Origin of the sequence: Nonomuraea sp. LP-02, from assembly GCF_036289125.1 — a bacterium.
GTDB classification, from domain to species: domain Bacteria; phylum Actinomycetota; class Actinomycetes; order Streptosporangiales; family Streptosporangiaceae; genus Nonomuraea; species Nonomuraea bangladeshensis.
Genome location: NZ_JAXCLK010000001.1, coordinates 1030384 through 1054974, shown reverse-complemented (window position 1 = coordinate 1054974; position 24591 = coordinate 1030384). Strand labels below are relative to the sequence as shown.

Genomic DNA, 24591 nt, shown 5'->3' with positions numbered 1-24591 from the left:
CAGCGTGCCGGGCCTCAGTCGGAGGAGGTGGTGGAGTGCCGCCGGTCCGACGTGGCGGGCTCGCCCGTCAGGTGCTCGTAGGTGCCGCTGACGTGCAGCAGCCGGTCCAACGCGGGCGGCCGGTCGTCGAGGTGCAGCCGCGCCCCGGCCGCCGTCACGTGCCGGTGGACGGTCAGCAGCGCCGACAGCCCTCTGGAGTCGCAGATGCGCAGCTCGCCGCAGTCGAGGTGCACGTCGGTGAGGCTCCCGCCGTCCAGTGCGGCGGCGACGGTGGTCAGCAGCTCCTCGGCGGTGGTGTAGTCGAGGTCGCCGCCGACCGCGACGCGCAGCGCCCCCGGGCGGGGCGTGTCCAGGACGAGGGTCAGCGGGAGGGGGGCGAAGGCGGTCATGCGGTCTTTCCGGGGTGTTCGGGGGACGGGGACACGGCGCGGACGGCGTCCCGCCCGTACACGATCATGGCCGCGGCCCGCGGGAAGTCCTCCAGCCGCCCGCCGAGCAGGTCGAGCGCGGGTAGCAGCGTACCGGCCGGGACGCCTCGGGCGACCAGCACCCCCGCCGTCCAGCCGAGAAAACGGCCGAACAGCTCGGGGTCGTCCACGTAAAGCGCGGCGGCCAGGAAGTCGACGATGTGCGCGATGTCCTCGGCGGTGTGCCGGCGCTGCTGCGGCGTGTACGCCGCCATCGCGGGGACGCGCTCCTCCAGACCGCTCATGACGTCCCTGACCAGCCGCCGGGCCGACCGGCTGACCATGGTGTACTCCTGGTCGCCCAGGTGCGGCAGGTCGTCCACGGCCTGGCGGGGCGCGGATGGGCGGGGCAGCGGGCCCGACGCCAGGCGGTCGGCGGCGGCCCCGCCGTCCGGTGCCCAGGCGTCGGCGCCGAGCAGGCGGGCGTAGCGGCCGTCCGGCCCGAAGGCCGCGCCGCCGGCCATCACGGGGGTGCCGGTCGCCTGGCAGGCGGTGATGGCCGCGTGCGCGGCAGGCAGCCGGACGGGGATGGAGCTGGACAGCGCCACCACGTCGCAGGCCGTACGGTGCAGGTGGGCGATGAGGTGCGGCGTCGGCACCTGGGCGCCGAGATAGTCGACCCGCCAGCCGCGCAGCCGCAGCACCTCCGCCAGGATCCTGGCGGGCATGGCGTGCCACTCGCCGTCGATGCAGGAGACCGCGACCCGACCGGCGGGCGGGCCGGAGGCGGCGGCGCGGGCCACGGGGTGGTGGGCGACGGCGGCCAGCACCCGCTCGTTGACGGCGGTAGCGGCGTGCTCCTGCGCCACGGTGAGCAGGTTGGCCTCCCACTCGCTGCCGACCCGGCCCTGCACGGGCGCGACGACCTCCAGCAGCAGGGTCTCCAGCGGGATGCCGGAGTCGAGCGCGGCGAGCGCGGCGTCCGCGGCGGCGTACTCGTCGCCGGCGACGGCGGCGTTCCAGAGTTTCTCCCGCCAGGCGGAGAGCCCGTAGGCAAGCTCGTCTGTGTGCGTCATCAGATACCTCCGAGGAGACTCCCGACTTCAGGCGGGGAAGGAATTCGGACTACTGCGGTGCAGGGCAGGAGCAGGCGGACCGCCGTCTTTCGGAATCGGCCGGTGCGCGAGTGATCTCGCACCTAGGATCGGCGGGTGGCGCAGCTTGTGAAGCGGGCCTACAAGTACCGCTGCTACCCGACCCCCGAACAGGCCGAACAGCTCGTCCGGACGTTCGGCTGCGTACGCCTGGTCTACAACAAAGCGCTCGAGGAGCGGACCCGCGCCCACAAGCTGGAAGGCCGTGGCGTCTCCTACACCGAGTCGTCCGCGACGCTGACCGCGTGGAAGAAGACACCCGAGCTGGCGTTCCTGAACGAGGTGTCGTCGGTGCCGTTGCAGCAGGCGCTGCGGCATCTGCAGGCGGCGTTCGCGAACTTCTTCGCCCGCCGCGCCAAGCACCCCACCTTCAAGTCCCGCAAGAGGTCGCGGGCGTCGGCCGAATACACCCGCTCGGCGTTCCGCTGGCGCGACGGCCGGCTCACCCTGGCCAAGATGGACGCGCCGCTGAACATCGTGTGGTCGCGCCCGCTGCCCGAAGGAGCCGAACCGTCCACGATCACCGTGTCGAAGGACGCCACCGGGCGCTGGTACGTGTCCCTCCTGGTCGAGGAGAAGATCGCGCCGTTGCCGCCCGTCGAGCAGTCGACAGGCGTGGACGCCGGCCTCACCACACTGGCGACGCTGTCGTGCGGCGAGCAGATCGCCAACCCGCGTCACGAGCGTCGTGAGCGGCGCAGACTGGCCAAGGCGCAGCGGGCGCTGGCCCGCAAACAGAAGGGATCGAACAACCGGGCCAAGGCCCGGCTGAAGGTGGCGCGAATCTACGCCCGGATCGCCGACCGGCGCCGGGACTACCTGCACAAGGTCACCACACGGCTGGTACGCGACAATCAAGTGATCGCCGTGGAAGACCTGGCCGTCCGCAACCTGCTCAAGAACCATGCGCTGGCCCGCGCCATCTCCGACGCCGGCTGGCGGGAACTGCGGCGCATGCTGGAGTACAAGACGGACTGGTACGGCCGCACCCTGGCGGTCGTGGACCGGTTCTTTCCCTCCTCCAAGTTGTGCTCGGTCTGCGGGGCCCTGCAGGAAGAGATGCCGTTGAGCGTCCGTGTGTGGGTCTGCGCGTGCGGCGCGGTCCATGATCGGGAGGTGAACGCGGCCCAGAACATGCTGCTCGCCGCCGGGCTGGCGGAGAGCTGAAACGCCTGTGGAGCTGGTGTAAGACCTCAACGAGAGTCCCTCTCGGGTGGGCGACCGGCGGTGAAGCAGGAAGACCGACCGGCGACGGTCGGAATCCCTCTCGTTCCCGAGGGGGAGGATGTCAAGCGGTGAACCTTCCCCGGCCGTTGCCTCCCACCGCGCTCAGATGCGCGCCGCGCGGCGCGGTGATGGCGATGACGGCCATGTCGTCGTGATCGCCACCTCTTACCCACTGGGAGGCCAGCATCTCCACCCGCTCGGCGATCGCCTCGGGCGGCATGCCGCCGCACTGACGCAGCTCCTCCTTCAGTCGCTCGTCGCCGTACATCTCGTCGCCCAGCGGGCCTCCCCTGGCCTCGCTGATGCCGTCGGTGTAGAACAGGCACGTCTCGCCGGGTTCGAGCAGCACGGTGTCGGTGACGCTGGTGACGCGCTCCAGCATGCCGATGAGGGTGCCTCTGGTGCGGGCCTCCTCGACGCGCCCGTCGGCGCGCACGATGAGCGGCGGCGCGTGCCCGGCGCTGGTGAGGCGCAGCCGTACGCGGTTGCCGACCCGCAGCAGCGAGGCCAGGACGAGCGTGACGAAGCGGGTGCGGTCGCCGCCGGTCAGCAGCACGCCGTTGAGCAGTTCGAGCACGCGCTGGTGGTCGTCGGCCTGCGGCAGCAGCGCGTGCAGCGTGTGCCGGATCTTGCCGGTGAGCACGGCGGCCTCCAGGCCCTTGCCGGCCACGTCGCCGAGCACCACCAGCGACTCCCCGCCGGGCTCGGCGGGGGCGTGCAGGTCGTAGAAGTCGCCGCCGACGCGGGCGGCCTGCTCGGAGGGGCGGTAGCGGGCGGCCACCTCGACGCCGTGCAGGCTGCGGACGCGGGGCGGCAGGAGCTCGCGCATGAGGGTCTCGGTGATGGCGGCCTGCTCGGCGTACAGCCGGGCGGCGGACATGGCGGCCCCCGCGCGGGCCGCGAACAGCCGGGCGAAGACCTCCTCGCCCTCGGAGAAGGAGGCTTGGCCGCTGCGGCGCAGCAGGACGAGCGCGCCTGCGGGGACGCCGTGCCCGGGGAGGGCGCTCACCACCATCGAGCCGACCTCGCCGATCCCGTCGCGGGCCAGCCAGCCGGGCGCGGCGGCGGGATCGATCCAGCGGGAGGGCAGGGGCGGGTAGCCCTGCAGCGCCTCGGCGAGGCCCGGCACGGCCTCGGGGTCGACGGCCAGCTCCTCGCGGACGACGGTGCCGTCAGGGCCGCAGTAGGCGATCGGGTACCGGCGGCGGTAGGGGGGCAGGATGACCATCGCGGCGTCGGCCAGGTGGCGGGCGGCCAGGCGGGCGGTCACCTCCATGCAGCGGTCGAGGTTGAGCGAGGACAGCAGCTCGCCGGAGGCGGTGTCCAGGAACGCGGTCCGCTCGCGTTCGAGACGCAGGGCCTGGGTGGCGCGTTCGAGGTCGGTGACGTCGGCGAGCCACCAGGCGACGGCGTCGCCCTCGCGCACCGGCTGCGCCTCGAACGTGGCCGGCCCGATGGGGCCGCGCTCCCGCAGGTCGTCCAGTCGAGGGCCCCGGTGGGCGTGAGCGTGGGCCTGAGCGCGGGCGTGGGCGTGGGACAGCCAGGCGGGCGCGGCGTCCTCCAGGAGCGTGCCGGGCACCGCGCCGGGCAGCAGCCGCAGGGCGGCGTCGTTGGAGCGGGTGATCAGGCCCGCGGGGCCGACCACCACAACCGGGTGCGGGGAGCCACGCCACAAGGCGCCGGCTCCGTCCTGCTCAAGGCTGCTGATGAGACCTGTCACAACAACGAGCCCGCCGGTACGGGCTCTGCCTCCCTATGCCGTAGACGTTTTTGACCGATTTCATCCACTGTAGCCGAGCCTCGCCGTTGAGGCAGTCGCCCTCCGTAGCCACGGTCAGTACGGCAGGGACGGGTGCTCCACGACGGCGGCCAGGCGTTTGGCGAGGACGGCCAGGTCGGCGGCGGTGAAGCGGGCCAGGCGACCGGTCAGCGCCAGCTCGTGCGCGCCGCCGCGCGGCGTCGCCGTCAGCGCGAGGTCGAAGCCGCCGTCGTCCACCTCGTGCTCCCACACGCGCACGTCGAGACCGGCCCAGCCGGCCGGCGGCGCCGGATCGCCCCGGTGCACGAAGGCCGCCTGGAAGGAGGGGTGCACGCCGGGCAGCCGGTGCGCCCCGAGACCGGCGACGAGCGCGTCGAACGGGATCTCGTTGGCGAGCGCCCCCGCCACGCTCTCGCGGACGCGGGCGAGCAGGGCGGGGAAGCCGGTCAGGCCGTCCAGTCCGACGCGCAGCGGCACCAGGTTGACGAACGAGCCGACGACCGGCTCCAGCTCGCGGCGGCCACGGCCGGAGGTGACGGCGCCTGCCACGAGGTCGCGCCGGCCGCCGATCTCGTGCAGCAGCACCAGGTACGCGGCCAGCAGCGCGGCGAAGGTCGTGACGGGACCGCCCCCTGCCGGGCCGTCGCCCCCTCCGCTCCGCAGCCGCTCCACGAGAGCCCGCCCGACCCGCACCCGCGCCGTCGCCGACACCCGGCCGGCGCTGGCCGGGGGCGCGGGCAGGCGCGGGAACAGGGGCTCCAGGCCGGCCAGGCGTTCCCGCCAGTACGGCAGCCGCTTCGGCGTCCGCTCGGCCGCCCGGCGCACCGACCAGGCGGCGTAGTCGGCGTACTGGAGGGCGGGCGGCGGCGGCAGTTCCTCGCCCGCGTACGCGGCGGCCAGGTCGGCCGCGACCAGCGCCACGCCGGCCCCGTCGCAGGCGATGTGCTGGCAGACCAGGAGGAGGCGGTGTTCGAGCGGCCCGACGCGGTAGACGGTGAGCCGCAGCAGCGGCCCGCGCTCCAGGTCGAACCGCTCCCCCGCCGCCGCCAGGGCGAGGGCCAGCGCCTCGGGCTCGCGCTCGGGCTCCGGCAGGCAGGTGAGGTCCACGAGCTCCAGCGGCACCGGCTGGGCCGGACGGACCACCTGGAGCGGGAGGCCGTCTGCGGCGACGTACCGGGTGCGGAGCGCCTCGTGCCTGGACACCAGCGCGGCGAGCGCGGCGGCGAGGCGCGGCAGGTCCAGCTCGCCGGTCAGGGCGAGGCCCAGGGTGACGTTCGGCGGCGCGGTCTCCGGGGCGGCGCGGGCGGCCAGCCAGCCGCGGCGCTGCTCGTGCGAGCACTCCATCGGCTCGCCGGTGCGCGGCAGGACGGGGACGGCCGCGGCGGCGGCCTTGCGGGCGAGCAGCCGGGCCATCAGCTCCCGCCGGTCGGCGGGAACCGCGCTCGGGCCTGTCACGTGGGGTCCGCGGCCAGGCCGGCCGGCGCTTCGAGCGCGGCGCGGAGCGCGTCGAGGAAGACGATCGCGTCGTGGCCGTTGACGTAGCGGTGGTCGTAGGCGAGGCCGAGGTGCACGGTGTGCCGGACGGCGAACCCGGCCGGTCCCTCCGCGGGGACCAGCTCCTGCTGCGGGGCGGCCAGGGACAGGGCGCAGAGCTGGCCGGGGAAGACGATGGGGACGGCCAGCGTGACCGTGCTCTCGTTGTGCAGGGTGAGCGTGATGTTGCCGCCGGACAGCTCCTCCTCGCGCAGGCCGCCGCGCAGCGCCGCCATCCGGTACGCCATCAGCGTCCGCGAGATCTCGCGCAGCGTGCGGCCGGTGGCGTCGTGGACGACGGGCACGAACAGTCCCTTGCCGACGTCCATGGTCACGCCGACGTGCGCGGTGGAGGAGCGGCGGACCCGGCCGGGGCCGACCGGCGTGGCGAACAGCAGCTCGAACCGGCCCGCCAGGCCGGCCACGGCCTTGACCAGCAGCTCCGGCAGGCCGATCAGGGTGCGCAGGGCGGGGGTCAGCTCGCGGCCGAGCCGCAGGGCGTCCTCCACGTCTACCTTGACGACGGTGTAGGCGGCCGGGACCTCCCGGTGGGCGCGGGCCACCACGTCGGCGACCCTCCGCTGCGACACAGGCAAGATGATCTCCTCGGCATCGGGGTCGGAGGGGGCGGATCCGACGGGGGCAGATTCGACGGGGGCGGGTTCGACGGGGGCGGGTTGGGCTCCGGCGGGTCGGGCTCGGGCCGGCTGGGCGAGGGCGGTCACGTCGTCGCGGCGGATGATCTTCCTGCCGAGGGCGCGTACGGCGTCCTCGCCGATCCCGAGCTCGTCCATGAGCCGGCGGGCCGGCGCGGTGATCACCACCCCGTCCCCCGGCGGGTCCTCGCCCGCCGGCGCGCCCCCGGAGGTGGGCGTGGCCGGGTCGGCGGGGTTCCCGAGGTCGGCGATGGTCTCGCCGGGGAGGCATTCGGCGCCCGCCGCCACCCGGTGCCGCAGCACGCCCCCGCACTCGGCGGCCAGCTCCTCCACGGTCTTGGAGGTCTCGATGAGGGCCAGGACGTCGCCGGGCCGCACCGTGGCCCCGTCGGCGGCCACCCACTCCACCAGCAGGTAGCGGGCGTCATTGCTGTTGATCTTGGGGACGACGACCGCGTTCATGCCAGCGCCTCCAGTACGGCCAGGCGGATGGTGTCGGCGTGCACGAGCACCTCGTGCTCCAGGTGGGGCGCGGCCGGGATGACGCTGTCGGCCGCGCTGACGAGCGTGATCGGCCGGTCCAGCCGCCCCCACAGGACGGGGTACAGCCGGGTCGCCACCTCCGCTCCCCACGTGGCCCCGGCCGCGCCGTCCTCGGCGACGCACACGTGCCGGCCGCGCGGCAGCACGCCCCCGAGGTCGAACGGGTAGAGCCGGGCGGGCACCAGCAGCTCGCACAGCACGTCGTGCTCCAGCAGCAGCTCCCGCATCGCCTCCAGCGCGCGGTGGGCCATGCCGCCGGGGGCGATGATCGTGCAGTCGTGGCCGTCCACGCCCTCGACGGCCACGCGGGCGAGGCCGTCCACGAGCTCGTAGCGGAACAGCTCGTCCACGACGCCGTCGCGGAACATGCGCCGCGTGTAGAGCACCTTGTCCTCGAACAGCAGGGCCGGCCGCCCGGCGGCGAAGGCGTCCTCCAGCAGGGCGCGGGCGTCGTGGAACGGGGTCAGCTCCAGCACCGACAGCCCGGGGACGCCGAGGAAGTGCTTCTGCGGGCTCTGGCTGTGCGTCGGCCCGTAGCCGCGCCGGCCGCCGGACGGGCAGCGTACGACCAGCGGCATCGGGACCGGGCGGCCGTACATGGTGGTCGACTTGCTGGCGAAGTTCACGAGCTGGTCGAAGGCGAGCCCCGCGAAGTCGGCGAACATGATCTCGACGATGGCCTTGTCGCCGCCCAGCGCCAGCCCGGCGCCCGCGCCGACGATGGCGGCCTCGCTGATCGGGGTCGAGCGCACCCGCTCGCCGAACCGCGACGACAGCCCCTTCGTGATCTTGAACGCGCCCCCGTACGGGTCGGCGATGTCCTCGCCCAGCACGTGGACCGCGGGGTCGGCGGCCAGGACGTCGTGCAGCGCGCGGTTCAGGTGCTCCGACACCCGCTCCGCGCGGACGGGCTCCCTCATCGCACCGTCCACTGCGCCGGGGGCCGCGCCGAGACCTCGGCGACCAGGTCGTCCACGTACCGCCGCCAGGTCGCGTCGGCCTCCGCGAAGCGGCGCGGGAAGGCGGCGGCGTAGCGCTCGTACCAGTCGCCGGCCCTGGCCCGCCGCAGCTCGTCGGCGGTGCGCGTGTCGTCGCCCTTGCTGTGCGGCCCGAGCCGCCGCGTCACGAACTCGACCACCAGCGGGAACGCGTCCTTCCTGACGGCGGCGACCGGCCCGGCCAGCGCGGCCCGCACGGCGGCCAGGTCGATCGAGTCGATCCGCAGGTACGGGATGCCGAACCCGGCCACCCGGCCCTCGATCGTGCCGGCCATGCCGCGCTCGGTGGGCGTGGACTGGGCGATGCCGTTGTTCTCCACGACGACCAGCAGCGGCGCGCCCCACAGCGCGGCCAGGTTGAGCGCCTCGTAGACCGAGCCCTCGCCCCAGGTGCCGTCGCCGAGGTAGGCGCAGGCCAGCGCGCCGTGCCCGGCCCTGCGCAGCCGCAGCGCCATGCCGACCGCGACCGGCAGGCTCTCGCCCTGCACGCCCGTGGACATGAAGGTGCGGTGGTAGATGTGCTGGCTGCCGCCCACCCCGTCGCAGAGCGCGCCCCTGCGGCCCATGATCTCGGCGAGCAGCGCGCCGGCCTCCTCGCCGTAGCGGGCCAGGAAGTGGCCGTGGCCGCGGTGGTGGCTGAAGGTGAAGTCGTCCTCGCGCAGGAGGGGGTTGAGCGCGACCGGGACGTGCTCCTGGCCGAGGCAGGTGTGCGTGGTGCCGCTGAGCAGGCCCTCGCCGAACAGCCGGAGCAGGGCGTTCTCGAAGTGCCGGATGAGCAGCAGGCGGTCGAGGTCGCCGGGGGCGGGCGGGCTCGGGCGGCCGTGCTCGACGCCTTCGACGATCGTGCCGGTCATCGGGCGGCTCCCTTCGCGGCGGCGCGGGCGGCGGCGAGCCTGGCCAGCGCGGCCCGCCGGTGCGGGTCCTGCGGCGGATCCGGCCGCCGCTTCGCCGGGCTCAGCGCGGTCAGGTACGTCTCCAGCGCGTCCGGGTCCAGGCCCCGTACGAACGCGCGGGCGGCGTCCGCGGAGCGTCCGGCCAGGGCGGCGTGGTGGGCGGGGTCGTCCATGAGCCGGCGCAGGGCGGCCAGCCACGGGGTCAGGTCCTGGGCGGGCACGACGGGGACGGGGCGGGCGTGGCCGGGGGCGGCCTCGTACCGCTCGATGGGGGCGACCGGCAGCAGGTACGGCACGCCACGCTTGGCCTCCGCCAGGCCGCCCACGTCGGCGGCGAGGACGGGGACGCCGCGCAGCATGGCCTCGACGCAGGTGTAGCCGAAGGTCTCGTCCCAGAGGGAGGGCATGAGCAGGACGCGGGTGCCGGCCAGGATCGGGCCGAGGTCGTCGGCGGGCGGGGTGAGGCGGATGTTGGGGCGGCGGGCCAGGGCCGCGCGCTCGTCGGCGGTGGCACCCCAGGTGGGAACGGCCTGGAAGGTGACGGAGGGGCAGGCGTCGGCGAGGCCGAGGAGGATCGGCAGGCCCTTGTAGGCGCAGGGGTTGATCATGGTGACGTACGGGGCGGTGGAGGCCGCCGCAGTCGCTGGAGGGGCGATGTCACCGTATATATGCGGATAAATCACGGTGGAGTGCAGACCGGCGTGCCGGAGGCAGTAGTCCCGCGCCGCGCGGCTGACCGCCACGACCCCGGCGGCGCGGCGGACCATCCGGGTGCCGGCCGCGCTCGGGTAGAACGCGCCCGGACCGAAAGGGAGCTGCTGAAGGGTGTGGACCAGGTAGACGACCCGGCCGGGGGTGGCGCGCAGCGCCGCGCCCAGGACCACCAGGCCGGGGTCGTCGGACGGGACCAGCGTCCAGTCGGGCACGAGGCGCGCCGCCACCTCCGCGACCCGCCGGGGCAGGGCGGCCGGATCGGTCACGGCGTGGACGACGACCCCGCGGTGCAGGTAGGCGACCTCGTCGGGGTCGTCGGACGCGACCAGCGTCGCGCCCCGGCGGGTCAACTCGTCGAGGGCGGACGAGGCCCCGGCACCGGACGACCCGCCGGCCCCGGTCGACGCGCCGACCCCGGAGACCGGCGACGGGCCGGTGGCGAGGGCGCCGGAGAGCGGGGCCACCACGTGCACCTCGTGGCCGCGGGCGGCGAGACGCTCCATGAGGAGGCGGTTCGACTTGTTGGCCCCGCCGTGGGACGGCAGGTGGATCAGGTTCTGCGCCAGCAGGATCCTCACGACGCCTCCTGCTCGGCCGCCCGCCGGCGGAGACGCGCGGCCACCAGCCTGCGCCGCTCGGCTGGCAGCGCGGCCAGCCGTCTCGCCGCGTCCCCTCGCCCGGCTTCCCCGCCACCCGGCTCCTCGGGGAGGGAACCGCCGAGACGTTCCGGAGCGTGGAGGAGGCGTTCGAGGTGGGTGGCGGCCAGGGTGAGGCCGTCGGCGGCGTCGCGGGGGCCCGTTCTGGGCTGGTGCCGGCCGTCGCGCAGGGCCGCGTGCAGCGCCTCCGCCACCCCGTCGGCGTCCCAGCGTTCCTCGGGCAGCCACCGGGCGAGGCCCTGTTGCTCCAGGCGGGCCGCGTTGTCGGGCCGGTCGGCCCCGTGGGCGAGGATCACCTGCGGGGTCCCGGCCGCGAGCGCCCGGGTCAGCGTGCCGATCCCGCCGTGGTGGAGCACCGCCGCGACCTGGGGGACGACCTCGTGGAACGGCAGCCGCGCGAAGCGCCGCGCGTGGGGCGGCAACGGCCGGGGGACCGTCTCGTCGTGCGGGGCGACGAGCAACGCGGGCAGCCCGGCCCGCCGGCAGCCGGCCAGCGCGGCGTCGTGGAACCCGGGCCGCAGCATGCGCCCGGTGCCGCCGGTGATCAGCACCGGCCGTACCGCCCCGTTCAGCAGCGCGGCCGCCTCGGCCGGTACGGGGTCCGCGGCGCCGTCGTCGGGCAGCGGGAAGCCGGTCAGCCGGGTCGCGGGACCGGTGGCCGGTCCGGCCTCGTCGAACCAGCGCGGCCAGAGCCCGAGCCGCAGGTCGGCGGAGGAGAACCAGGCCCGCCAGTCGCGTACGCGGGGCAGCCCGAGGTCGCCGCGCACCGCGTCGATGCCGGGCGCGAGCACGTGCTGGTGCAGGTGGCGGGCGACCTCGGCGGCCAGCGGCTGGATCGGCGCGACGGCGATCCACGCGGCGGGCGCGCCGGTCAGCTCGCGTACGGCGAGGACCGACAGCGCGGAGGTGTGCCGCCCGGCCAGGACGGTCCGCCCCGGGACCACCCGGGCCGCGAGCGCCCGGCATTCGCCCCCGAACTGCTCGAACAGCCGGTTGCGCCGGTAGAACGACAGCCAGTCGAGGGTGCCGAGGCCGTCGGGGAGGAGGGCGGTGTCGGCGGAGTAGCGGGCGTAGGCGTCGTGGGTGTCGACGGGGACGAAGTCGAGGCCCGCCGCCTCCACCCGGCCTCGGTAGGGGGCGTGGGTCAGCAGGGTCACGTCGTGCCCGCGCTCGCGCAGCACGCCGCCCAGCCGGACGAACGGCAGCACGTCGCCGTCGCTGCCGTGCGTCACCAGCAGGACGCGGGTGAGCGGGCCGCCGGGCGTCACGGCGAGGACTCGCCGAGCGGGGTGCCCTCGTCCAGCAGGGCCCGGACCTCGTCCTCGGACATGCCCTCCAGTTCGTCGAGCAGTTCGGCGAGCTGGTCCTCGGAGATCTCGCCGAGCAGTGTCTCGTCGATGAGCCGGGCGGCCGCCGCGACGGTGAAGTCACCGGCGAACAGCTCGTCCACGGGCAGTTCCACGCCGTACCGGTCCTGCACTTCCGCGAGGAAGCGCACGACCGTGAGCGACTGCGCGCCGAGCGCGAAGAAGTCGTCGGCGAGGGAGCGCGGAGGAGTGCTCAGGAGACCGGTCCAGATCCTCATGACGGCTTCCTCGGTCGGTGTCATTACCGTTCTCCGGAGGTTCAGAGGGCAGGGCTGTCCTGTTGGGAGCGCTCCCAATTCAGACCCCGGGAACGCCCCCACGACGAGCCTGGAATCACGACACATCATTGTCAAGGGAACAGTCTCTGTAATGTTTCCGAAACTGGCTTGTAAGGAACCGCAGCTAGAAGCGTTATCGCCTGGTTTCGCGGGTTATTTCCATCAAATTTTCAACTGTCGTTGACCCCAAGCGGAAAGCCTCCTTACGCTGTCGAAGCCGTGGGAGCGTTCCCATGAATCCGCCTGTCCCCCGCCTGTCCGACGAAGGATGGCGCATGCGCGAACTCCGCGAACCGAACGACACCATGACGGCGCTGGTCGAGGCGCAGGATCCGGGCCGGGTGGCCGTGGTGGACGGCGCGGCCCGCTGGACCTACGGCGAGCTGGACGCCGCCGCCAACCGCCTGGCCCGCCGCCTCGCCGAGGCCGGCGTCGGACGCGGGGACGTGGTCGCCCTGTACGCCGGGCGCTCGGCCCGCACCCTGGCCGCCATGCTCGCCGTGCTCAAGGCCGGAGCCGCCTACCTCCCTCTCGACCCGGACTATCCCGACGCCCGGGTGCGGTTCGTGCTGGAGGACTCCGGCGCGCGGACCGTCCTGGTGCCGGACGAGCTGCGCGAACGCCTGCCCACGGGCACCACGGCGTCCGCTTTATCCCTCGACGACGATTTATCCGCATATAGCGCAGTAAATGTAAAGGTGGCGGTTGATCCGATGGATCCTGCCTACCTGCTCTACACCTCCGGATCCACCGGCCGCCCCAAAGGCGTGGCCATTCCGCACCGGGCGCTGCTGAACTTCCTCGTCGCCATGCGCGACCTGCTGAACTCCGGCGCGGACGACATCTGGCTGGCGCTCACGTCGCTGTCGTTCGACATCTCCGGCCTCGAACTGTATCTGCCGCTCGTCACCGGCGGCCGGACCGTGATCGCCGAGCCCGCCGCCGCCCGCGACGGCCACCGGCTGGCCGGGCTGATCCGCGCCGAGGGCGTCACGCACGTGCAGGCCACCCCCTCGGGATGGCGGGTGCTGCTGGCCGCCGGGTACGCGGATCCGCACGTCACGGCCCTGGTCGGCGGCGAGGCCCTGACCGTGCCGCTGGCCCGCGAGCTCCGGGCGCGCACGGGACGGCTGTTCAACGTGTACGGCCCCACCGAGACGACGATCTGGTCCACCGCGTGGGAGGTCCCCGAGGAGCCCGCGGACGTCTCCATCGGCGGCCCGATCGCCAACACCCAGGTCCACGTCCTGGACGAGCGCGGCGAACCGGCGGAGACCGGCGAGCTGTACCTCGGCGGCCACGGCCTGGCGCTCGGCTACCACCGCCGCCCGGCCCTGACCGCCGAGCGGTTCGTCCCCGACCCGTTCGGGCCTCCGGGCGGCCGGCTCTACCGGACCGGCGACCTCGTACGCGTGGAGCCGGGCGGGCTGCGTTACCTCGGGCGTACCGACACCCAGGTCAAGCTGCGCGGGCACCGCATCGAGCTGGGCGAGGTGGAGTCGGCGCTGGAGGACCTGCCGGGCGTCAAGCAGGCCGTCGCCGCCGTCCACCGGGACGCCCTCGTCGCCTACCTCGTCGGCGACGTCCCCGCCGACGTGCGGGAACGCCTCGCCGAGCGGCTGCCGGGACCCATGGTGCCCTCGCTCGTCGTACCGATGGAGACGCTGCCCCTCACTCCCAACGGGAAGGTGGACCGCAAGGCCCTGCCGGAGCCCGTCGTGCCGGAGGCGGGCGCGGGGGACGCCCCGCGGACGGCGGCCGAGCAGGCGGTGGCGGAGGTCTTCGCCGAGGTCCTCGGCCTGCCTCCGGAGCTGGGGGTGGAGGACGACTTCTTCCTGCTGGGCGGGCACTCGTTGCTGGCCGCCAGGGCGGCGGCCCGGATCACCCGGCGGCTCGGCGTCGAGGCGCCGGTGGCGGCGCTGTTCGAGCACCCGACGGTGGCGGGGTTCGCGCGGGCGCTGGAGGAGGCGGCGGCCCCGTCGGTGCCGCTCCGGCCGCGCCCCGCGGGCACCGCGCCGCCGCTGTCGCCGAGCCAGGAGCGGCAGTGGTTCATGTACCGGCTCGACCCTGACGACGCCTCCTACAACATCTATCTGGCGCGGCGGCTGCGCGGCCCGCTCGACGCCGGCCGCCTGGCGGACGCGCTGACCCGCGTCGTGGCCAGGCACGAGCCGCTGCGCACCCGCTTCCCCGAGGTGGACGGCATGCCGGTCGCGGTGGTCGAGCCGCCGGGGCCGGTGCCGGTCGAGCGGCTGGACCTGTCGGCGCTGCCGGAGGACGAGCGGGAGGCGGCGGCCCTGCGGCTGGTGACCGAACGGGTGAACGCGCCCCTGGACCTGGCCGCCGCGCCCCCGATGCGGGCCACGCTGATCCGGCTCTCGGCGGCGGAGCACGTGCTGTGCGTGGTGTTCAGCCACATGATCGGCGACGGCTGGTCGCAGAACGTGCTGCTGTCCGACCTGGCCGCCTGCTACGCCGGTCACGAGCTGCCCGCCCTCGCGGTCGGCTACGGGGACGTCGTGCACTGGCGGCGCGAACGGGAGGCGGCGGGCGCGGGCGAGGCCGCGCTGGCGTACTGGCGGGAGCGGCTGGCGGGCGCGCCGCCGCTGGAGCTGCCCGCCGACCGGCCCCGCTCCCCCGGCCTGGTCCGGCGGGGCGCGTTCCACCGGGCGAGGCTGCCGCGCGAGACGGTCGCGGCGCTGGAGGAGCTCGGCAGGCGTACGGGGACGACGCTGTTCATGGTGCTGCTGGCGGCGTACCAGGCGCTGCTGGGCCGGTACGCCGGGCAGGACGACCTGACGGTCGGCACGGCGGTCGCCGGGCGGGACCGGGTGGAGCTGGAGCCGCTGATCGGCTTCCTGGCCGACACGCTGGCGCTGCGCGCCGACCTGTCGGGCGACCCGGCGTTCACCGAGTTGCTGGCGCGGACCCGGGAGTCGGTGCTCGGCGCGCTCGGGCACGGGGACATGCCGATGGAACGGCTGGGCGTGGGCGACGGCCGGGCGCTGTTCGGGACCCTGATGATCCTGCACACGCAGGACGACGGCGCGCCGGTGCCGGTGGGCGAGGCCACGGCCGAGGTGTTCCACGCCGCGTACGCGCCGGCGCGCTTCGACCTGACGCTGGACGCCTGGCCCGCTGACGGCGCGCTGGACCTGGTCTTCGGGTACGAGGCCGCGCTGTTCGACGCGGCGACCGTCGAGGGCCTGGCCCGCCGCTTCGCCGCGCTGCTGGCCGCCGCCGTCGCCGAGCCCGAGGCGCGCCTGTCGCGGCTGGCCCGGGTGACGGGCGAGGAGCGGGAGCGGCTGGTACGCGGCCCGAACGACACCGCGATGCCGCTGCCCGCCGTGCCCGGCCTCCTGCCGCTGATCGAGGCGCGGGACCCGGATCGGGTGGCCGTGGTGGACGGCGCGGCCCGCTGGACCTACGGCGAGCTGGACGCCACCGCCAACCGCCTGGCCCGCCGCCTCGCCGAGGCGGGCGTCGGACGCGGAGATGTGGTCGCCCTGTACGCCGGGCGCTCGGCCCGCACCCTGGCCGCCATGCTCGCCGTGCTCAAGGCCGGAGCCGCCTATCTTCCCCTCGACCCGGACTATCCCGACGCCCGGGTGCGGTTCGTGCTGGAGGACTCCGGCGCGCGGGCGGTGCTCGTTCCTGACGAGCTGCGGGAACGCGTGCCCGCCGTCGACGCGGCCGTCGCGCTGTCCCTCGATGCTGATTCATCCGCATACAGCGCGGCGAAGCCGGAGGTGGCGATCAAGCCGGAGGATCCCGCCTACCTGCTCTACACCTCCGGCTCCACCGGCCGCCCTAAGGGCGTCGTGGTGCCGCACCGGGCGCTGCTGAACCTCCTCGTCGCCATGCGCGACCTCCTGGGCTCCGGCGAGGACGACGCCTGGCTGGCGCTCACGTCGCTGTCGTTCGACATCTCGGGGCTGGAGCTGTACCTGCCGCTGGTCACCGGCGGCCGTACCGTGATCGCCGGGCCGGAGGCGGCGCTGGACGGCGCGCTGCTGGCCGGGCTTGTCCGGGCCGAGGGCGTCACGCACGTGCAGGCCACGCCCTCCGGATGGCGGGTGCTGCTCGCCGGTGGCTTCAGCGCCCCGGAGGTCACCGCGCTGGCGGGCGGGGAGGCGCTGAGCGAGCCCCTGGCCCGCGAGCTGCGGGCGCGTACGGGACGGCTGTTCAACGTGTACGGCCCCACCGAGACGACCATCTGGTCCACCGCGTGGGAGGTGCCGCCGGACGCCGGGCACGTCCTCATCGGCCGCCCGATCGGCAACACCCAGGTCTACGTGCTGGACGAGCACGGCGAGCCGGCGCACACCGGCGAGCTGCACCTCGGCGGGCACGGCCTGGCGCTCGGCTACCACCGCCGCCCGGCCCTGACCGCCGAGCGGTTCGTCCCCGACCCGTTCGGGCCGGCGGGTGGGCGGCTCTACCGGACCGGCGACCTCGTACGGCTGCGCACCGACGGCACTCTCCAGTACGTGGGCCGCACCGACACCCAGGTCAAGCTGCGCGGGCACCGCATCGAGCTGGGCGAGATCGAGTCGGCGCTGGAGGACCTGCCCGGCGTCCGGCAGGCCGTCGCCGCCGTCCACCAGGACACCCTCATCGCCTACGTCACCGGCGACGCCCCCGCCGACGTGCGGGAACGCCTCACCGAGCGGCTTCCCGCCGCCATGGTGCCCTCGCTCGTCGTCCCCATGGAGGCGCTGCCCCTCACCCCCAACGGCAAGATCGACCGGGCGGCGCTGCCCGTGCCGGGGACGCGGGCGGGCGAGGACGTCCCGCCGCGGCCCCGCGACGCCGGGACGGCGCCGCCGCTGTCGCCCGCGCAGGAACGGCTCTGGTTCCTGCACTCGTACCTGGAGGGGGACACCTCCGGCCACCTGAGCCAGGCGCGCCGGCTGCGCGGTCCCCTCGACGAGGACGCGCTGGCCGCCGCCGTCGCGGCGCTGCCCGCCCGGCACGAGGCGCTGCGCACCCGCTACGAGTCCGACGCCGAGGGGCGGCCGGGCGCCGTCGTCCAGGACGGGCACGCCCTGCCGCTCACCCGGCACGACCTGACCGCGCGGCCCGGAACCGCCGAGGAGCTGGTGGCGGGGATCGCCGGGGAGCCGTTCGACCTGGGGGCGGGGCCGCCGGTGCGGGCGGCGCTGATCCGGCTGGCCGCCGACGACCACGTGCTGTGCCTGGCCGCGCACCCGATCGCGGCCGACGAATGGACGCTGCCGATGCTGCTGGCCGACCTGGCCGCACTGTACGAGGACCGGGACCTTCCCCCGCCGCCCGTGCAGGCGGGCGACGTCACGCTCTGGCGGGCGCGCCGCGAGCGGCTGGCCGAGCCGGCGCTGGAGCAGTGGTGCGCCCGGCTGGCCGGGGCCCCGGTCCTCGACCTGCCACTGGACCGGCCCCGGCCCGCCGTCACCTCCCGGACCGGCGCGTTCCACGAGGTACGGCTGAGCGGCGGCCTGACCGGGGAGCTGCGCCGGCTCGGCGCGGACGCCGGGGGCGGGCTCTCCACGGTGCTGCTGGCCGCGTACCAGGTGCTGCTGGCCCGGCAGGCCGGGCAGACCGGGTTCATGATCGGCCGTCCGGTGCCGGGGCGGGAACGGCCCGAGCTCTCCCGGGTCGCCGGGCACCTCACCCGGCATCTGGTGCTGCGCGGCGACCTGTCCGGCGATCCCGGCTTCGCCGAGCTGCTGCGGCGTACGCGGGAGGCCGAGCGGGAGGCCGACGAGCACGCCGACCTCTCCCCCGAACGGCTCGTCACCGCGCTCGGCGTGGAGCGGGACCCCGGCCGCGAACCGCTGTTCCAGACCACGCTCACGGTGCACGAGCAGGCCCCGCCCGAGGCCGCCTTCGGCGAGCCGTTCGCGCCGCGCCCCGCCGACCTCGCCTACGACCTGGCGCTGGAGGCCCGGCCGGACGGCGACGGCCTGGTCCTGGCCTTCCACCACGACGCGGAGGTGCTGACGGCGGCCACCGCGGCGCGGCTGGCCGACCGGTTCCTGGCGCTGCTCGGCGCCGTGGCGAAGGACCCCTCCCTGCGCCTGTCCGAACTGCCCGCGCCGGACGAACCCGGCGATGTGGAACAGGGCGAGCGGGTGCTGGATCCGTGGGGTCGTCCCGTGCCACCGGACGCGATCGGCGAGCTGTGGCGGGGCGGGGTCCGTACCGGTGAGCGGGTCAGGCGGCACCCGGACGGGCGGCTGGAGCGCCTGCCCGCCCCGCCCACCGTCGGCACCGCCGGGGCCGGCGCGCGACCCGCCTACGTCGCGCCGCGCACCGACGCCGAGGCGCTGGTCGCCGAGGTCTGGGGCGATCTGCTCGGCGTCGCCCGGGTCGGCGTGGACGACGACTTCTTCCGGCTCGGCGGCCACTCCCTGCTGGCCGTACGGGCCGCCGCCCGGCTGCGGGCCACCGTCGAGGTGGACGTGCCGATCAGGACGTTCTTCACGCATCGCACGCTGGCCAGGTTCGCGGCGGCGACGGAGGAGATCCTGCTGGCCGAGCTGGAGGGCCTGTCCGAGGAGGAGGCGCTGCGCCTGCTCGACCCCACGCCGCTCGACTCCACGCTGCTCGACTCCACGCTGCTCGACTCCAGGGAGGCGCTGTGACCACGCTCTCCTCCCCCGGCGGCCTGTCGCCCGCCAAGCAGGCGCTGCTCGCCCAGCGGCTGCGGCGGCGGGCCGCCGCGACCACGGTCCCGCCGCGCCCGCCCGGCACCCCGCCGCCGCTGTCGCACGCGCAGGAGCGGCTGTGGTTCCTGGAGCAGTACGCGCCCGGCACCGCCGCCTACACCGTCTCCTGCACGGCGCGGGTGACGGGCGAGCTGGACGAAGGGGCGCTGCGCCGCGCGGTGCGCGAGGTGGCGGCCCGGCACGAGAGCCTGCGCAGCCGGTTCACGACCGCCGAGGACGGCACGCCGCGGCTGGTGATCGACGCCGAGCCCGCGCCCGAGTTCCTGGTCGCGGCGGCCGGGACGCCGGAGGAGGCGCGGGCGCTGGTGTCGGCGGAGCTGGCCCGGCCGTTCGACCTGGCGGCGGGCCCGCTGCTGCGGGTCCTGCTGATCCGGCTCCCTTCGGACACTGGTGCTGCCGACGACCACGTGCTCATGCTGGCGGCGCATCACGCGGTGGCCGACGGGTGGAGCTGGGACGTGGTGCTCGGCGAGCTGTTCACGCTGCTGGCCGGCCGCGAGCCGGAGCCGATGCCCGTCCAGTACGGCGACTACGCGCTCTGGCAGCGCGAGCGCACCGGCTCGGCCGCGTACCGGGCGGACGTGGACTACTGGCGGGCGCAGCTCGCCGGGGTGCCGGCGCTGGAGCTGCCGACGGACCTGCCGCGCCCGGCGGAGCAGACGTTCGCGGGCGCGGCGCACGGGTTCCGGCTGGACGCGGAGCTGGCCGGGGCGGTGCGGGCGCTGGCCGAGTCGCTCGGGGCGACCCCGTACATGGTGCTGCTCGCCGCGTTCCAGGCGCTGCTCGGCCGGTGGTCGGGGCAGAGCTCGTTCGCGGTGGGCAGCCCGGTGAGCGGGCGCGGGCTGCCGGAGCTGGACGGCCTGGTCGGCATGTTCGTCAACACCCTCGCGCTGCGGGCCGACCTGGCGGGCGACCCGGCGTTCGACGGACTGGTGGCGCGGGTGCGCGAGACGGCGCTGGACGCGTTCGCCCACCAGGAGCTGCCGTTCGACCAGCTCGTGGGCGAGCTGAACGTGACGCGGGACGTCAGCCGCCCGGCGGTGTTCCAGGTGATGTTCGCGCTGCAGAACTACACCGCCCGGCCGGTGGACGCGGGGCCGCTGGAGCTGACGTGGTTCCACGCCGACACCGTGGCCAGCCGGTTCGACCTGAGCCTGTACCTGCACCAGGCGGCCGGGGGCGGGCTGGACGGGACGTTCGTCTACAACACGGCGCTGTTCGAGGCGGGGACGGCCGAGCGGATGGCGGCGTCGCTGGAGGCGCTGCTGCGCTCGGCCGTGGCCGCGCCGGGCACGCCGGTGTCCGGCCTGGAGATCCTGCCGGAGGCCGCGCGGGCCCGGCTGGCCGCGCTGGAGACCGCCGCGCCGCCCGCGCCTCCGGAGGCGGAGCTGCTGCACGAGCTGGTGTTCGCGCAGGCCGGGCGGACCCCGGACGCGACCGCCGTGACCTTCGGCGGCGACCGGCTGACCTACCGCGAGCTGGCCGGACGGGCCCGGCGGCTGGCCGCTCACCTGCGCGCCCGCGGCGTTCGGCCCGGCGATCGGGTGGCGGTGTGCCTGGAGCAGTCGGCGGGGACGGCGGTGGCGCTGCTCGGCGTGCTGGCGGCCGGGGCGGCGTACGTGCCGCTCGATCCCGAGCAGCCGGCCGCGCGGCTCGCGTACCTGGTCGAGGACGCCGGGGTGCGCACGGCGATCACCTCGGAGGGGGCGCGCGGGGCGCTGCCCGACGGCCTGACGGAGATCGACCCGGACCGGGTGCCGGACGGGGACCCGCCCGCCGAGGCCGGGATCGGGCCGTCGGACCTGGCGTACGTGATCTACACCTCCGGCACCACCGGGCGGCCCAAGGGGGTCGCGGTGCAGCACCGGGAGGTGGTGACGTACCTGGCGGGCGTGCGCGAGCGGTTCGGCGTCGAGCCCGGGGCGACGTTCGCGCTGCCGCAGTCGCTGGCCTTCGACTTCGGGGTGACGATCTTCTACCTGGCGCTGATGACCGGCGGCCGGCTCGACCTGCTGCCGTCCCGTACGTCGGCGCGCGAGCTGGCCGAGCACTTCCGGGCGAGCCCCGCCGACTACCTGAAGATCACCCCGTCGCACCTGGCCGCGCTGCTCGCCGAGGCCGGGCCCGCCGAGCTGCTGCCGCGCCGGCTGCTGATCCTCGGCGGGGAGGCGTCCTCGTGGGCGTGGGCGCGGGAGCTGGCGGCGTACGAGGCTCCGGGACGCGGCCGCTGCGCCGTCGTCAACCACTACGGGCCGACGGAGGCGACGGTCGGCATCACCACGTTCGCCGTGGACCCGGAGCTGCCGGCGCGGGAGACGACGCTGCCGATCGGCCGGCCGCTGCCGGGCGCGCGGGTGCGGGTGCTCGACGAGCGACTGCGACCGGTGCCCGTGGGAGTGGTCGGCGAGCTCTGCCTCGGCGGGGACCGGCTGGCCCGCGGCTACCTGGGCCGGCCCGCGCTCACCGCCGAACGGTTCGTGCCCGACCCGGACGGCCCGCCGGGCGCCCGCCTGTACCGGACCGGCGACCTCGGGCGGTGGCTGCCGGACGGCACACTCCAGTTCCTGGGCCGCCGCGACCTGCAGGTCAAGATCCGCGGGTACCGGGTCGAGCTGGGCGAGGTCGAGACCGTGCTCGCCGAGTTCCCCGGGGTGGCGCAGGCGGTGGCCGAGCTGCGCGGGGACCGCCTGGTCGGCTACCTGCTGCCGGTGGAGGGCGGCACGCGGGCCCCGGCCGCCGAGGTGCGCGCCTGGCTGCGCGAGCGGCTGCCCGACTACATGATCCCGGCCCGGTACGTCTGGCTCGACCACCTGCCGCTGAAGTCGCACGGCAAGGTCGACCGCGGCGCGCTGCCCGACCCCGAGGACGACCGCCCGGACGGCGGCGCCGCCTTCGTCCCGCCGGACGGGCCGGTCGAGGAGGCCGTGGCGGCGGTGTGGGCCGACGTGCTCGGGCTCGCCCGGGTGGGCGCGCTGGACGACTTCTTCGAGCTGGGCGGGCACTCGCTGCTCGCCATGCGGGTGCTGGCGCGGCTGCGCAGGATCGCGCCGGAGCGGCGGGTCACGCTCATGGACCTGTTCACGCACACCACCGTCAGGGAGACGGCGGCGCTGCTCGCCGGGGAGGAGCGGGCTCGCGAAGGGGACGGCGGGCTGCTGCGACGGCTCACGCCCGCGCGCGCCGCGACGACGGCCACGCTGGTGTGCGCGCCGTACGGTGGCGGCAGCGCGGTGATCTACAAGCCGCTGGCCGACGCGCTGCCCGGCGACTGGGCGCTGTACTCGATCGCCGTTCCCGGGCACGAGCTCGGCGAGGAGTCGATGCCGCCGGAGGAGGTCGCGCGGCGCTGCGCCGAGGAGATCCTGGCCGGGATCGAGGGCCCGGTCGTGCTGTACGGGCACTGCGGGCTCGGCGCGATGATCACCGCCGAGATCGCGCGGCGGCTGCACGGCTCGGGACGCGAGGTGGAGGCCGTCTACCTGGGCGGGATCTTCCCGTTCGCCCGGCCGGGCGGGCGGACGGCCCGGCTCCGGGACCGCCTGGACGACCTGCGCGGCGACCAGGGACGGATCAACGCGCTCACGGCGGCCGGCCTCGACGTGTCGGACCTGAGCCCCGAGGAGCTGCGGCTGATCGTCCGCAACCGGCGCGAGGGCACGCGGGCCGCCGAACGCTACTTCACCCGGCTGTTCGAGGAGGACGGCGGCCGGCTCGGCGCGCCCGTCATCGCCGTGGCCGGGGAGCGGGACCCGATCATGGAATTCTACCAGGAGCGCTTCCGCGAATGGCACGTGCTGTCGCCGGTCACCGCGTGCGCGGTGCTGGACGAGGCCGCGCACTTCTTCGTCAAGTACCGGGCCGGAGAGCTGGCGGAGATCGTCACCCGGACGCACGTCGCGCTCGCCTCCGGGGAGACGGCCGGGCTGGAGCGCGGCGACGGCGAGCGGACGTGGTGGTTGGAGGGCGTCTCCCGCGAGACCCCGGCGGCGCTTTCCGGGGAGTCCACCGGAGTGTCCTCCGGGGCGCTTTCCGACGCGCCCTCCGAGGCGTTCTCCGAGGCGTTCTCCGGTGCCGGGTCGCGGACCGCGGGCATCCCGGCGGCCGAGGCGAGGGCGGCCGCCGGGATCCCGCCCCGGCGCGGAGCGGGCGGCGTTCAGGCCGCCCGGCGCGAGGCCGCCGGGCCGCGGCCCAGCATGAGGCGCTTCTTCGCGGTGGCGGCCGGGCAGGCGGTGTCGATCATCGGCTCGGCGCTGACCGAGTTCGCCGTCCCCCTCTGGATCTACCTGACCACGGACTCGCTCGTCGACTTCGCCCTGTTCTCGGTGCTGGCGCTGGTGCCCGGCATGGTCGTCGCACCGCTCGCCGGGACCATCGTGGACCGCAGCGACCGCCGCCGCGTGATGCTGCTCGGCGACGTGGGCGCGTTCGGCACGCAACTGCTGCTCGGCCTGCTGCTGTGGACCGGGAACCTCCAGGTGTGGCACATCTACCCGCTGCTGGTCGGGCTGTCGGTGGCGCTGGCGTTCCAGCGGGTGGCGTACCAGTCGGCCGTGCCGCAGCTCGTGCCCAAACGTTTCCTCGGCCACGCCAACGGCGTGGTCGGCATGATCAACGGCGTCGCGCAGCTCGTCGTGCCGCTCGCCGCGGCCGGGCTGATGTCGCTCATCGGACTGGAGGGCATCCTGGCCCTCGACGTGATCAGCTACGCGATCGCCATCGGCAGCCTGCTGCTCATCCGCTTCCCCGCCACGATGGCGCTGCGCCGCCGCGAGACGGTGGCCGCCGAGCTGGTCAACGGCCTGCGCTACTCGTGGGGGAACAAGGGCTTCCGCCGGATGGTGACGTTCTTCGCCGTGGTCAACCTGTTCATGGCCGCGCTGTTCCTGATGATCTCGCCACTGGTGCTGTCGTCGGGGACGATCGCCGACGTGGGGCGGGTGTCGTTCGCCGGCGGACTCGGCGTGTTCGTCGGCGGGCTCGTCATGGCGGTGTGGGGCGGGCCGCGGGTAAGGCGCTTCCGCGGGCAGCTCATGTTCACGCTGACGCTGGCGCTCTCGGCCGTGGTGATCGGCTCGCGGCCGGACCTCGTGGTGGTCACGGCGGGCGTGTTCGGGCTGTTCCTGTCACTGACGCTGCTCAACGGCGTCTACACGACGATCGTGCAGGTGAAGATCCCGCAGCGCTACCACGGGCGGGTGTTCGCGCTCAACCAGCTCGTCGCCTTCTCGACGCTGCCCATCGGGTACGCCGTCGTCGCGCCGCTCGGCACGTCCCTCCTCGAACCGCTGCTCGCCGACGGCGGCGCGCTCGCGGACACGGTCGGCCAGGTCATCGGCACCGGCGAGGGCCGCGGCATCGGCCTGCTGTACGTGCTGCTCGGCGCCGCCATCGCCGCCTGCGTACTGGTCGCCAGACGGCGGCGGGTCCTGTGGGACTTCGACGCGCTGGTGCCCGACGCGCTGCCCGACGACCTCATCGGTTTCCAGGCCCTGCGCGAACGCGGGGCGCCGGTCAAGGAGGACACATGGACGACTACCAGGTCGTGATCAACCACGAGGAGCAGTACTCGGTGTGGCCCGCGGACCGGGACGTCCCGGCAGGCTGGCGGGCGGCCGGGTTCCGCGGCGGCAAGGACGACTGCCTGGCGTACATCGAGGAGGTCTGGACCGACATGCGCCCACTCAGCGCCCGCTGAC

13 protein-coding genes and 1 pseudogene are annotated in these 24591 nt (G+C 75.1%); 4 read left to right on the top strand and 10 right to left on the bottom strand.

Annotated elements, in window-relative coordinates; all coding sequences use genetic code 11:
- Window positions 1-14 precede the first annotated feature (14 nt).
- Together SMD20_RS04830 and SMD20_RS04825 are read right to left on the bottom strand one after the other, a co-directional pair.
- The gene (locus SMD20_RS04830) at window positions 15-389 is read right to left on the bottom strand and encodes an STAS domain-containing protein (RefSeq protein ID WP_329575326.1); all 375 of its coding nucleotides are present in this window, start codon (window positions 387-389) and stop codon (window positions 15-17) included.
- Entirely contained in the window at window positions 386-1483 is a 1098-nt protein-coding gene (locus SMD20_RS04825) for a cobalamin B12-binding domain-containing protein (RefSeq protein ID WP_329575323.1), read from the bottom strand. The genes SMD20_RS04830 and SMD20_RS04825 overlap by 4 nt, the downstream gene beginning before the upstream one ends.
- 135 nt (window positions 1484-1618) lie before the next feature.
- Between SMD20_RS04825 and SMD20_RS04820 the strand changes: the two are divergent.
- Window positions 1619-2860 (top strand): annotated as a pseudogene (locus SMD20_RS04820) (RNA-guided endonuclease InsQ/TnpB family protein).
- On the opposite strand, the gene SMD20_RS04815 reads toward SMD20_RS04820, so the two are convergent.
- From SMD20_RS04815 to SMD20_RS04780, 8 genes are all read right to left on the bottom strand, one after another.
- On the bottom strand, window positions 2850-4463 hold the full coding sequence (locus SMD20_RS04815; protein ID WP_329575320.1) for a PP2C family protein-serine/threonine phosphatase: 1614 nt from the start codon (window positions 4461-4463) through the stop codon (window positions 2850-2852). The pseudogene SMD20_RS04820 and the gene SMD20_RS04815 sit on opposite strands and share 11 nt — an antisense overlap.
- A 159-nt stretch (window positions 4464-4622) precedes the next feature.
- A complete protein-coding gene (locus SMD20_RS04810) occupies window positions 4623-6002 on the bottom strand; it encodes a condensation domain-containing protein (RefSeq protein ID WP_329575317.1) in 1380 nt (459 codons plus the stop codon).
- Window positions 5999-7198: a 2-oxo acid dehydrogenase subunit E2 gene (locus SMD20_RS04805; RefSeq protein ID WP_329575316.1), complete on the bottom strand. Its 1200-nt coding sequence runs from the start codon at window positions 7196-7198 to the stop codon at window positions 5999-6001. The genes SMD20_RS04810 and SMD20_RS04805 overlap by 4 nt, the downstream gene beginning before the upstream one ends.
- Entirely contained in the window at window positions 7195-8199 is a 1005-nt protein-coding gene (locus SMD20_RS04800) for an alpha-ketoacid dehydrogenase subunit beta (RefSeq protein ID WP_329575312.1), read from the bottom strand. The genes SMD20_RS04805 and SMD20_RS04800 overlap by 4 nt, the downstream gene beginning before the upstream one ends.
- The gene (locus SMD20_RS04795) at window positions 8196-9131 is read right to left on the bottom strand and encodes a thiamine pyrophosphate-dependent dehydrogenase E1 component subunit alpha (RefSeq protein WP_329575310.1); all 936 of its coding nucleotides are present in this window, start codon (window positions 9129-9131) and stop codon (window positions 8196-8198) included. Before SMD20_RS04795 ends, SMD20_RS04800 begins: the two co-directional genes overlap by 4 nt.
- Entirely contained in the window at window positions 9128-10462 is a 1335-nt protein-coding gene (locus SMD20_RS04790) for a glycosyltransferase family 4 protein (protein ID WP_329575307.1), read from the bottom strand. Before SMD20_RS04790 ends, SMD20_RS04795 begins: the two co-directional genes overlap by 4 nt.
- Window positions 10459-11808 (bottom strand): glycosyltransferase, encoded by a 1350-nt coding sequence (locus SMD20_RS04785; protein ID WP_329575304.1) that lies wholly within the window; start codon window positions 11806-11808, stop codon window positions 10459-10461. The genes SMD20_RS04790 and SMD20_RS04785 overlap by 4 nt, the downstream gene beginning before the upstream one ends.
- Complete coding sequence (locus SMD20_RS04780) at window positions 11805-12125, bottom strand: phosphopantetheine-binding protein (protein ID WP_329575301.1); 321 nt, start codon at window positions 12123-12125, stop codon at window positions 11805-11807. The genes SMD20_RS04785 and SMD20_RS04780 overlap by 4 nt, the downstream gene beginning before the upstream one ends.
- A gap of 335 nt (window positions 12126-12460) precedes the next feature.
- Here SMD20_RS04780 and SMD20_RS04775 point away from each other — a divergent pair, with 335 nt between their 5' ends.
- From SMD20_RS04775 to SMD20_RS04765, 3 genes are read left to right on the top strand one after another with little or no spacing between them, the layout of a single operon-like run.
- Window positions 12461-18811, top strand: coding sequence for a non-ribosomal peptide synthetase (locus tag SMD20_RS04775; RefSeq protein WP_329575298.1), 6351 nt, complete (start codon window positions 12461-12463; stop codon window positions 18809-18811).
- Window positions 18808-24441, top strand: coding sequence for a non-ribosomal peptide synthetase/MFS transporter (locus SMD20_RS04770; protein WP_329575295.1), 5634 nt, complete (start codon window positions 18808-18810; stop codon window positions 24439-24441). Before SMD20_RS04775 ends, SMD20_RS04770 begins: the two co-directional genes overlap by 4 nt.
- Window positions 24420-24590, top strand: a complete 171-nt coding sequence (locus SMD20_RS04765; RefSeq protein ID WP_329575292.1) for an MbtH family protein — start codon at window positions 24420-24422, stop codon at window positions 24588-24590. Before SMD20_RS04770 ends, SMD20_RS04765 begins: the two co-directional genes overlap by 22 nt.
- Window position 24591: the final 1 nt, after the last annotated feature.